12 protein-coding genes are annotated in these 11163 nt (G+C 40.6%); 10 read left to right on the top strand and 2 right to left on the bottom strand.

All coding sequences use genetic code 11. The features are described from left to right. The first annotated feature begins 31 nt into the window (after positions 1–31). The 3 genes from AC1Q59_RS16640 (at position 32) to rarD (ending at position 3065) form a co-directional block, all read left to right on the top strand. Positions 32–250 (top strand): alpha/beta-type small acid-soluble spore protein, encoded by a 219-nt coding sequence (locus AC1Q59_RS16640; RefSeq protein WP_492366972.1) that lies wholly within the window; start codon positions 32–34, stop codon positions 248–250. 166 nt (positions 251–416) lie between these two features. Further along, positions 417–2003: an acyl-CoA synthetase MbcS gene (mbcS, locus tag AC1Q59_RS16635; RefSeq protein ID WP_492366971.1), complete on the top strand. Its 1587-nt coding sequence runs from the start codon at positions 417–419 to the stop codon at positions 2001–2003. A 129-nt stretch (positions 2004–2132) separates the two neighbouring features. Then, positions 2133–3065 carry an EamA family transporter RarD gene (rarD, locus tag AC1Q59_RS16630; protein WP_492366970.1) on the top strand — a complete coding sequence of 311 codons (933 nt, stop codon included), beginning with the start codon at positions 2133–2135 and terminating at the stop codon, positions 3063–3065. 51 nt (positions 3066–3116) lie between these two features. Here rarD and AC1Q59_RS16625 read toward each other — a convergent pair whose 3' ends face one another. Continuing rightward, positions 3117–4472, bottom strand: coding sequence for an FAD-binding oxidoreductase (locus AC1Q59_RS16625; RefSeq protein ID WP_492366969.1), 1356 nt, complete (start codon positions 4470–4472; stop codon positions 3117–3119). A gap of 173 nt (positions 4473–4645) precedes the next feature. On the opposite strand from AC1Q59_RS16625, the gene AC1Q59_RS16620 reads away from it, so the two are divergent. The 7 genes from AC1Q59_RS16620 to AC1Q59_RS16590 all read left to right on the top strand — a co-directional run bounded on the left by AC1Q59_RS16620 (position 4646) and on the right by AC1Q59_RS16590 (position 10444). Continuing rightward, complete coding sequence (locus tag AC1Q59_RS16620; RefSeq protein WP_492366968.1) at positions 4646–5341, top strand: DUF2953 domain-containing protein; 696 nt, start codon at positions 4646–4648, stop codon at positions 5339–5341. 12 nt (positions 5342–5353) lie between these two features. After that, entirely contained in the window at positions 5354–5875 is a 522-nt protein-coding gene (gene ytfJ, locus AC1Q59_RS16615; protein WP_492366967.1) for a GerW family sporulation protein, read from the top strand. A gap of 156 nt (positions 5876–6031) precedes the next feature. Then, complete coding sequence (gene tpx, locus AC1Q59_RS16610; protein ID WP_492366966.1) at positions 6032–6532, top strand: thiol peroxidase; 501 nt, start codon at positions 6032–6034, stop codon at positions 6530–6532. A 114-nt stretch (positions 6533–6646) separates the two neighbouring features. Beyond that, on the top strand, positions 6647–7630 hold the full coding sequence (locus AC1Q59_RS16605; RefSeq protein WP_492366965.1) for a class I SAM-dependent methyltransferase: 984 nt from the start codon (positions 6647–6649) through the stop codon (positions 7628–7630). A gap of 118 nt (positions 7631–7748) precedes the next feature. Further along, on the top strand, positions 7749–8948 hold the full coding sequence (locus AC1Q59_RS16600) for an acetate kinase (RefSeq protein ID WP_492366964.1): 1200 nt from the start codon (positions 7749–7751) through the stop codon (positions 8946–8948). A 149-nt stretch (positions 8949–9097) separates the two neighbouring features. After that, entirely contained in the window at positions 9098–9937 is an 840-nt protein-coding gene (locus tag AC1Q59_RS16595) for an EcsC family protein (protein ID WP_492366963.1), read from the top strand. Continuing rightward, positions 9938–10444: a MogA/MoaB family molybdenum cofactor biosynthesis protein gene (locus tag AC1Q59_RS16590; protein WP_492366962.1), complete on the top strand. Its 507-nt coding sequence runs from the start codon at positions 9938–9940 to the stop codon at positions 10442–10444. A 45-nt stretch (positions 10445–10489) separates the two neighbouring features. Here the strand turns inward: AC1Q59_RS16590 and AC1Q59_RS16585 are convergent, their stop codons facing one another. Beyond that, the gene (locus AC1Q59_RS16585) at positions 10490–10807 is read right to left on the bottom strand and encodes a hypothetical protein (RefSeq protein ID WP_492366961.1); all 318 of its coding nucleotides are present in this window, start codon (positions 10805–10807) and stop codon (positions 10490–10492) included. Between the last annotated feature and the right edge of the window lie 356 nt (positions 10808–11163).

Genomic DNA, 11163 nt, shown 5'->3' with positions numbered 1-11163 from the left:
CATTCTATACTCACAAGGAGGTGAAGTTCACATGGCAAACAACAACAGCGGTAACTCAAACCAACTTTTAGTTCCTGGCGTAGAGCAAGCTCTAGACCAAATGAAGTATGAAATTGCTAATGAGTTCGGCGTAAACCTTGGTGCAGATACAACTTCCCGTGCAAACGGTTCTGTTGGAGGAGAAATCACAAAGCGTTTAGTGCGTGCAGCACAACAGCAAATGGCTGGTGGTTTCGGAGGCGTTCAATAAAAATAAATAATATGGCTACAAGGAGCAGGAATCTTTCCTGCTCCTTTTTCATGTGCAGCAAACAACTCATAACAATTAATAATTTTAAATTTTTTCATTTTTTAGTATAATTTTATTATCACCATGATTGGCTTGATGGAACTATAAATGATCAGGGGGAGTTAGAATGAAGCGAGAAGATTTATTAGCACCGGAAAAATACAATTTGGTATCTGAGTTTGAACGTTTTACAGGTGATAATGAAAAGCTTGCCATTAGATGGGAAAATGAAATTGGGGATAAAAAGGAAATTACATATAACGAATTAATCGGTAATGCCAATCGTATAGGCAATGTTTTTGCACAATACGGACTGAAAAAGGGCGATACTCTTCTGGTCATTGTTCCTCGGCTTATTGAAGCCTATCAGGTTTATATTGCTGCGTTAAAATCAGGCATTGTAGTCATTCCAAGCTCTGAAATGCTTCGGACAAAGGATCTTCAATATCGAATCTCTCATGGAGATGTAAAAGGAATCATCAGTTACTTCCCATACACAGACCAATTTTTATCAATTAATGAAATCAGTCATTTGCCAAAATTTGTTATTGGAGGACAAAAGGAAAATTGGATTGACTTAGATGAAGAAATGAAGCATGCCTCAGCCCAGTTCCCGTTAGCAGATACCACAAAAGACGACATGGCTTTTCTTTCTTATACTTCAGGGACAACAGGTAATCCTAAAGGTGTTGTCCATACACATGGCTGGGCGTTTGCTCATTTGAGAACTGCAGCCCCGCACTGGATGTGCATTGAAGAGGGAGATACGGTCTGGGCTACTGCGGGCCCTGGCTGGCAAAAGTGGCTTTGGAGTCCGTTTCTGTCTGTTCTTGGCTCAGGTGCAACAGGATTTGTATATAATGGGAAATTTGAACCGAAGAAATATTTGCAGCTTCTTCAGGATTACGATGTAAATGTTTTATGCTGCACACCTACAGAATATCGGATCATGGCAAAGGTGGATAATCTTCACGAATATCAGCTGCCGAACTTAAGAAGCGCTGTTTCCGCTGGAGAGCCCTTAAATCGTGAAGTTATTGATACATTTAGGAAGTACTTTAACATTGATGTTCGTGATGGGTATGGCCAAACAGAAAATACGCTGCTTGTAGGTGTAACAAAAGATATGGAAATCAAGCCTGGTTCCATGGGCAAGCCGACTCCGGGAAATCGTGTGGAAATTATTGATGAAGAGGGAAATCCATGCGGGATTGATGAAATCGGTGATATTGCTGTTCATATTGAGACACCGGCACTTTTCAAAAATTATTATAAAGATCCCGAAAGAACCGCCATGCAATTTAGGGGCGATTATTATGTAACTGGAGATAAAGCAATGAAAGATGAAGAGGGATATTTCTGGTTTGAGGGCCGGGGTGATGATATTATCATTAGCTCAGGCTATACGATTGGACCCTTTGAGGTAGAGGATGCCCTTGTAAAGCATCCTTTTGTGAAGGAATGTGCTGTTGTAGCAAGTCCTGATGAAGTCCGCGGACATATCGTAAAAGCTTTTGTTGTTCTGCAGGATGGAGTCGATGAGAAAGATCCAGATCTTGTTAAAGCACTTCAAGACCATGTCAAAGAACTGACAGCACCCTATAAATATCCAAGAAAGATCGACTTTATTTCAGAACTGCCAAAAACAACTTCTGGAAAAATTAGAAGAATAGAGCTGAGAAATAAGGAAATCGAAAGCGCATCGAAAAAATAACCGCTAAAAGTGCAGGCAACTCGGCCTGCACTTTTCCTGTTAACAGGGCCTAATAAAAAAGGATTGCAGGATTCTTGTCCTTGCCTCTATAATATATTTCGATACTAGAAAGAATTGAGGGAAAGGCTTATGAATCAAAATGAGATACAAAAAGGTGTTATTTATGCAGGCTTTTCCTATTTTTTGTGGGGTTTGCTGCCGATTTACTGGAAACTCCTTCACCATGTGAGGGCTGATGAAATTTTAGCCAATCGAATTTTTTGGTCGTTTTTCTTCATGATCGCCGTTCTTTTAGTAACAAAAAAATGGGGATTATTTATGGAAACCCTCAAGAGTTTTCGAACACAGAAAAAGCTAATGATTGCATTAATCACAGCTTCTTTGCTTGTAAGCTGCAACTGGTTTATTTATATATGGGCAGTCAATAATGACCGCCTTGTTGAGGCTAGTCTTGGCTATTACATTAATCCGCTTGTAAGTGTTCTGCTTGGAATGATTGTCTTCAGAGAAAAATTGTCTATAGCTCAATATGTTTCGTTTGCTCTTGCATTAATTGGGGTTTTGATTATTACAATCTCTTATGGGAGCTTTCCTTGGGTATCTATTTTACTTGCCCTTAGCTTCGGACTTTATGGCTTATCTAAGAAGAAAATTAAACTTGACGCTGATGTTGGCTTAGCCCTGGAAACGTTGGCTGTTACACCTATTGCTTTTCTCTTTATGGTGTTTCTATCATTTAAAGGGGTCGAGTCTCTTTTTGCTGTATCCATTGGAACCGATCTTTTGCTGATAGGAGCAGGCGCCGCTACCGCCATACCGCTGCTTTATTTTTCCAAGGGAGCCCAAAGAATTCCTTTATCAACTCTCGGGTTCTTGCAATTTTTATCACCAACCATTACTTTAATTCTCGGTGTATTTGTTTATCATGAACTGTTTTCGAAGATCCACTTAATATCTTTTATGTTTATTTGGGCTGCAATCACGTTATTTACGATTTCAAAAACGAAATACTTTACACATCATGAAGGTAAGTTTAAAAAGGGAAAAAGCCTGGGAGTGTAATGATCAGTAAAAAAGGAAAAAGCCTTTGATGAGCTTTTTCCTTTTTGCCATTTATGGGAAGATCTTTCCGGGATTCATAATATTTAATGGATCAATTAGGTCTTTTATATCTTTCATCAGATTAAGTGCTTCGCCGTGCTCATGCTCCTGGTATTTCATTTTTCCTAATCCAACCCCATGCTCTCCTGTACAAGTTCCACCGAAGGAAAGAGCAAGATGTACGATTTTCTCATCAATATTCTTGATTGCCTCAATTTGTTTTTGATCATTAGGATCATACATAAAAATAGAGTGGAAATTTCCATCTCCGATATGTCCAAGGACTCCGCCTTCCATCCCTGCTTCATCAATCATTTTCCGCGCTAAAACGACCACTTCAGCAAGCTTTGAAATCGGTACGCAGATATCTGTAATGCCCGCTTTATAGCCCTTATTTTGATGAAGAAAAGCATAGGCTAACTCATGACGGGCCTTCCATAATTGAGCCCGGGCTATAGAATCTGTTTCTGCAACCCAATCGGAGCTGCCAAATTCTTTAACAATGGATTGAACCAGTGAAGCGTCTTCTTCAAGTCCAGCTTGGTTTCCGTGAAATTCAAAAAATAATGACGGTGCAACAGGGTAGGAAGTGCCGCTATATTCATTGACCTTTTCCATGCTGACAGGATCGACTAATTCGATTCTGGCAATTGGCACTCCAGCCATTAAAATTGAATGGGCAGCCTTTACACAAGCTTCTACATCGGGAAACGAGCAGCGGGCGGCTAACATAAATTCGGGAATTCCCTGTAATTTAAGTGTGATTTCTGTGAAAACACCGAGAGTGCCTTCTGAACCGACAAATAAGCTGTTCAGATTATAGCCAGATGAGGACTTTTTCGCCAAGCTGCCTGTTTTTATTATCCTCCCATCCGGAAGTACAGCTTCAATACTCAGTACTTGATCTTTCATCGTTCCATATCTGACTGCAGCTGTGCCGCTTGCATTGGTTGCTGCCATTCCTCCAATGGTTGCATCTGCCCCTGGATCAACAGGGAAAAATAAGCCGTGTGGATTGAGCATGTCATTTAATTGCATGCGGGTGACTCCAGGCTGGACCGTGACAATAAAGTCCTCCGGCTGAAAAGAAATGATTTTATTCATATTTTGAAAGCTGATGCTAATCCCTTTATTAATAGGAATTGCCTGACCTTCAAGGCCAGATCCTGCCCCATAAGGAACAACTGGAATACGATTTTCATTAGCGAATTTCATAATGGCAATGATATCTTCCCTGGATGAAGGAAAAACAACTGCATCAGGTTCAACAGGTGTATGGTATGATTCATCTTTGCTGTGGTGGAAAAGCTGTGATTCGCTTCTGCTGACCTTGTCTTTTCCTAATAATTCGATCAATTTTTCAAACATTTCCCCGCTCCCTCTCACCTCAAAGTATTATTTTTGGTCTCTAAAATTATATTAGCAGGCTTGAAAATAACTGTATACAATCTTTTCAGCAAACAGTACTTGTCAGCAGGTTCTTCCGATGTTTATTTTTCATCTCCTGGAACATACTATTAAGCTGAAAGGTTGTGAATTTTTTGAAGTGGCTGCTTATCATTTTAATTGCTCTTATTGTCTTATTGATTATTGTTATGGCAACAAAGGTACATATTAAATTTCGTTATGACCATCATAATGATAATGATCATCTGAAGGTGGAAATCAAAGCTTTATTTGGTCTATTTAAATATAAGATAGAAATGCCGCTTATTAAAATTGATGAAGATTCGCCAACCATTCAAATAGAACAGGAGAAAACATCCGGCGGCCATGGAAATCCTGTTGAAAAAGAAAATAAACAATACTCACCGGAAGATTTCCTGGATAGGATTAGAGACTTTAAAGAGCTTTTGCAGCATGTCGTCTCATTTTACGTGATTATCAGGAAGTTTTTGCGGAAGGTTTCTATTAAAGAATTTCAATGGCATTCTGTCATTGGCATTGGAGATGCAGCCTATACAGGGATATTTACAGGTGCTCTTTGGGCTATTAAAGGCGGTCTTGTTGGCTTTCTCAGCCAATATATCAGATTTCTTGATCTCCCGGAAATGTCGATTAACCCAAGTTTTCAGCATGCCATCTCACAAACGTCAATTTCGTGTATGTTTCATTTTCGAATCGGACATGCTATGGTGGCAGGATTAAAAATAATCAAATATTGGAAAGGCGGAAAGCCAAAATTAAGATCAAAACCGCTTTCTTCCTTATCTAATGATAAAACAAAAACTGTATAGGAGGCGCGTAGAATGGCAGAACATCCAATACAAGGGCTAATGACGACCGCTATGGAAAGCTTAAAAGAGATGATTGATGTCAATACAATCATTGGTGATCCTGTTGAAACACCGGATGGCAGTGTGATATTGACAGTTTCCAAAGTTGGCTTCGGATTTGCTGCCGGCGGAAGTGAATTTAATGCTAGCGGCGGGTCTGGCGGAGGAGATAAAGGCGGCGGATCTGGCGGTGATGATAAGGGCGGTTCAAAAGGCCTTCCGTTCGGCGGAGGAAGCGGCGGCGGAGTATCTATTACACCAATTGCCTTTTTAATTGTTAATTCCAGAGAAGTAAAGATGGTCCATCTAGATGAAAGCACTCATTTGTATGAACGGATATTAGACCTTGCGCCGCAGGCCGTCGAAAAAATTCAGCAGATGATGAATAAAAAGAACCAAAACTCTGGCAGCCAGAATAATCATAGCGGACAGAATGGCCAAAATCAGCATAGCCAGCAAAATCATGAACAGCCGAAACAAGAATTAGACTTTTAGCCTTATAGCAATGTGAAGGTTAACTTTCCAGAAGTGTGGAGAGTTAACTTTTTTCATGGTCTTAGCCGGTAATTTTTCTAGGACAATATCTTTGCAAAAAAGATTCTGAAAAGTTATTATTTAAACTGTACATATGATATTAAGGAGGAAATTATAATGGCATCTATTACATTTAAAAACAATCCAGTTACCTTATTAGGAAATGAAGTAAAAGTTGGGGAAAAGGCACCTGACTTTAAAGTATTAGCAAATGATTTATCCCCAGTAACATTAGCAGATACAAAAGGGCAAGTACGCTTAATTAGTGTGGTTCCTTCACTTGATACAGGCGTTTGTGACGCACAGACACGCCGTTTCAATGAAGAAGCTTCCAAGTTAGATAATGTAAAGATTCTAACAATCAGTGTTGATCTTCCATTTGCCCAAAAACGCTGGTGTGCAGCAGCAGGCATTGAAAATGTTCAAACATTGTCCGATCACCGCGATCTTTCTTTTGGTAAAGCATACGGAGTGGCCATTGAAGAACTTCGCCTGTTAGCCCGTGCTGTTTTTGTTGTCGATTCTAACGATACAGTAACCTATGCAGAATATGTCAGCGAAGCAACAAATCATCCAAACTATGAAGCGGCAATTGAGGCAGCAAAACAAGCTAATTAATAACGAATAACGAGAAAGGCATTTGCCGGATAATGGGCAAATGCCTTCTTACTTGTTATTGGGTTAAATCCTCGCTAAAATGAAGACTAGAAGTCATGGACGGGAGGAAAATGTATGAAAACCACTCCAGTAGAGGATTTATTTTCGGTTTTTAATGAAACAGCAGTCATGATGCAGGAGGAATTATCCTGTACATATTTAGAGGCATTGGCCGAGACAGGCGAAAATCTCTTTCAGGGAAGCGTTCTTCAGGAGGAGCTTAGCGAATTGACTGTTAAAAGGCTTAAAAAGAGCTACGAAAATATCCGCTTAGACCACTTTACCAATGAGGAAATCCGCAAATCCTTTCAGCTGGCTATCCTCAAAGGAATGAAGGAGCTTATGCAGCCTAATCATCAAATGACGCCAGATTCAGTTGGCTTGCTGCTAGGCTATTTGGTTGGCAAATTTGTTCAGGAGGAAAAGATCCGCCTGCTCGATCCTGCTGTTGGCACAGGGAATTTATTAACAACTGTTATGAATCAGGGAAAAGATAAACAGATTGAGGCCATTGGAATCGATATAGATGATATTTTGATTAGGCTTAGCTATGTAAATGCTAATTTGCAGCAGCATCCAGTTGAGCTTTTTAATCAGGATAGCCTTGAACCATTGTTTATTGAAAAGGCAGACGTGGTTGTTACTGATCTTCCTATCGGCTATTATCCGAATGATCTAAGGGCAGCTGACTATGAAATTAAGGCTGATGAGGGCCATACCTATGCACACCATTTATTTATTGAGCAAAGCATGAGACATACAAGGGATGGCGGCTATTTATTTTTTATTATTCCAAATGGCCTTTTTGAAAGCGAGCAAGCGCCAAAGCTCCATGCCTATATAAAAAAGCACGGACATATCCAAGGGGTATTGCAGCTCCCTCTATCATTATTTAAAAATGAGAAAGCGGCAAAAAGCATATTTATCATGCAAAAGAAAGGTGAAAATATCAAACCTCCAAAGGAAGTGCTCCTTGCTAACCTGCCAAGCCTTTCTAACATAAATGAAGTTGATAACATCTTAAGAAAAATTGAAAAGTGGATCAAAGACAATAAATAAAGTAAAGTATGAAAGAAGCTAGTATAAGGCTTCTTTTTTTCATATTTCCACTATACTCAATATTAATGTAAGTCATTGTGCAAAATAAGAAATGATTTCTTTAAAAGGGGCGAGTGAAATGGCCAAAATCCTTGCAATAAACGCCGGCAGTTCCTCATTAAAGTTTCAGCTTTTTGAGATGCCCAGCGAAGAGGTACTCACAAAAGGCTTGATTGAACGAATTGGACTAGATGATGCCATTTTTAATATCTCCTTTGATGGCCAGAAGAAACAAGAAGCAGCAGCCATCCCTAATCATGAGGCGGCTGTAAAGCTCTTATTGAATAAATTGACATCTGTTGGGGTCGTTCAGTCATTAGATGAAATACAAGGCATTGGCCATCGGGTGGTCCACGGCGGAGAGACATTTACTGATTCCGTTTTGATTACTGATAAAGTATTAAATAAAATAGAGCAGCTATCCGATCTGGCACCTTTGCATAATCCTGCTAACGCAACAGGGATCCGGGCATTTCGTCAAGCCTTGCCCAATGTGCCGGCCATTGCTGTTTTTGACACTGCCTTTCATCAGACTATGCCGGAAAGCTCGTTTTTATATAGTTTGCCATATGAGTATTATACAAAGTATCGGATCCGCAAATATGGCTTCCATGGGATCTCTCATAAATATGTTTCGCAGCGTGCAGCGAAATTGCTTGGCCGCCCCGTTGAGCAATTGCGGCTCATTTCTTGCCATCTTGGCAACGGGGCCAGCATCGCTGCCATTGAAGGCGGCAGGTCTATTGACACCTCCATGGGCTTTACGCCCCTTGCAGGGGTGCCGATGGGAACCCGATCGGGAAATATCGATCCTGCTTTAATTCCGTATATTATGGAAAAGACGAATCAGACAGCTGAAGATGTCATTGAAATTCTTAATAGAAAGAGCGGTTTACTTGCTATTTCAGGCTTTTCCAGTGACCTTAGGGATATTGAAGAGCAGGCTTCGGAAGGAAATAGCCGAGCGCAATTGGCGCTCGAGGTGTTTGCTAATCGCATTCATAAATATTTAGGCTCCTATGCAGCGAGAATGTATGGGGTGGATGCGATTATCTTTACTGCAGGCATTGGGGAAAACAGTGATGTCATCCGTGAACGCGTGCTGCGGGGACTAGAGTTTATGGGTGTCTACTTCGATCCGGCCTTAAACAAAATTCGCGGTAAGGAAGCGTTCATCACTTACCCGCACTCGCCAGTAAAGGTTATAGTCATCCCAACCAATGAAGAAGTCATGATTGCCAGGGATGTTTTTAGACTTACCGAGGTGGGGTCAATTTAACACTTTAAATCAGTGGGGGCCTGTCCCCCGATGGTTTAATGCGCTAAAGGGGGGCTGGAGATGGCCCTCTTTTTTGTTGAAGAATTTGCCATTCTTGTTGTGTTATACTGTAGCAAAAGACGGTTTTGTTTGTGAATGGAGGAGTACATATGGGATTAACGGAACGGGAGAAGATGGTATTAGCAGAGATACGTGAATGGGAAAGTGAGTTATTGAATTATGTTCCCAATGATTTTGAATTAACCTATGAAAAATATTTGGAGCGTACCTTTTCTTTGCTTCCTGAAAGGGTGCAGCAGGAATTTTTTGCTAAATTAGATAATTGGATGTTCCATCTGAATGCACTGATTCAGGGATCACAGCTGCACATGGATGCCAGAGATAGAATATTAACAGCGGCCCGGGTATTCAAATCAGATATTCAAACAGTGGAAGATTTAACGTACTTAACCATTGATCAGCTTAAATATATTGCCCAGCAGCAAATTGCCAGGCACAGGATTTATTCGTTTGTGCAGGGCGGTTTAGCGGGATCAGGCAGTTCAATCATGCTTGGAGCTGATATCCCTGCAATGGCTGTGATTAATTTGCGAATTGTCCAGCTTATTGCTGCTGCCTACGGTGTTGAGGTTAATACCCCGTATGAAATGATGAGCTCCTTAAAGGTTTTTCATGCAGCAACATTGCCGCCAAGGCTGCAGGGGGCTTATTGGGAAGAGCTTAAGCGTGAGGCAAAGTCACAGGATGATTATTACTTTTATGAAGGCAGCGAGGAAGTGGCTGATGTATCCTGGCTGGAGCTACCCATTAAGCATTTATTTAAGGGACTGGCCATTTATATGTTCCGCAATAAATCCTTGCAGGGAATGCCTTTAATCAGCATGGCCATTGGAGCGGGAACCAATTATCAGCTGACAAGAAAAGTCACAGACTTTGCACAAAAGTATTATCAAATGAGATATTTTTATGCAAAAAGAGGTGAAAGCTAATTGAGCCTGACAGAGCATAAAAAAGATGCCCCTAAGCATATTGGATGTAAGGTGATCACGGTCAGTGATACTAGGGATCAGCAGACAGATAAAAGCGGAAAGCTGATGATTGAGCTTTTAGAAGAAGCCGGACACAGGGTTGTCGACTATTGTATCGTTAAGGACGAGGCTGGAGCCATTGAGGCTGCTGTACGATCGGGATGCGATAATGAAGAAGTAGATGTGGTCCTGACAAACGGAGGCACGGGGATTGCTCGGAGAGATGTTACAATCGAAACCGTTTTGGGCCTATTTGAAAAAGAAATAACTGGATTCGGCGAGCTTTTTCGGCTCCTTAGCTATCAGGAGGATATTGGCTCAGCGGCAATTTTATCAAGAGCTGCGGCGGGTGTAGTTGGCGGTAAGGCGGTCTTTTCCACTCCAGGTTCATCAGGGGCTGTCCGTCTCGCTATGAATAAACTCATCCTGCCTGAACTTGGCCATATTGTCAGGGAATTGAAAAAATAGAATATTTTATTATACAAAAAGACACGGGACATCCCGTGTCTTCAATTAAAAATGCGCTTTTTCTGAAACATCCTGATTTGTCCGGTACCATAGCCATAGGTCATTAATAATGGAGGCAAGATCTGCGATGTCGCTGTTAAGTTCACATGACTTTAGAAAGTTATCCTCATTTGACAGCTGGGCTTGTTTTTGATTAATCATATCCTCTAATTCTTTAATTCGGTCAGGAATTCTCCCCCTGATTTTTTCCCAGTGAAATAATATCTCCTGCTGAGTATTTCCTGTATATTGTTCCCATTCCTTTTCAAGTGCCGGGATTGGAATGCCAAGCCTCTTATCAAATAAAAAGTATTCAATTACCATTTGAACTTTCCTCCAAGGATAGGATACTCCCATTCTACTATACTTTTATTTGACCTGCTATTGGGTCTTTTCAAAAGAGCAAAATTGATGTATACCTTAGTTGATCTTCACTGCAGGCACGTAGACTCCTTGGGGATCAGTGTTGAAGTGAGACGTGAGCAGGCGCGTCAGCGCAAGGAGGCACTCAAAACTCCCTCAGGAAAGCGAAGTGCTTAAGTGGAAATCAACGGATACTATACAAAGCTATTCTAATAAATTTATAAACATTTTTCCGAATAAGTATTGATTTCTCTTAAATATGTGGTATCTTATACAATATAAATGAATAAAAACAAATGTTAATGAATATTTATTCG

This window comes from Cytobacillus sp. MT66 (assembly GCF_058792595.1).
Note: the sequence above shows the minus strand (reverse complement) of the source record. Positions and strands in the feature narration are given on the sequence as shown.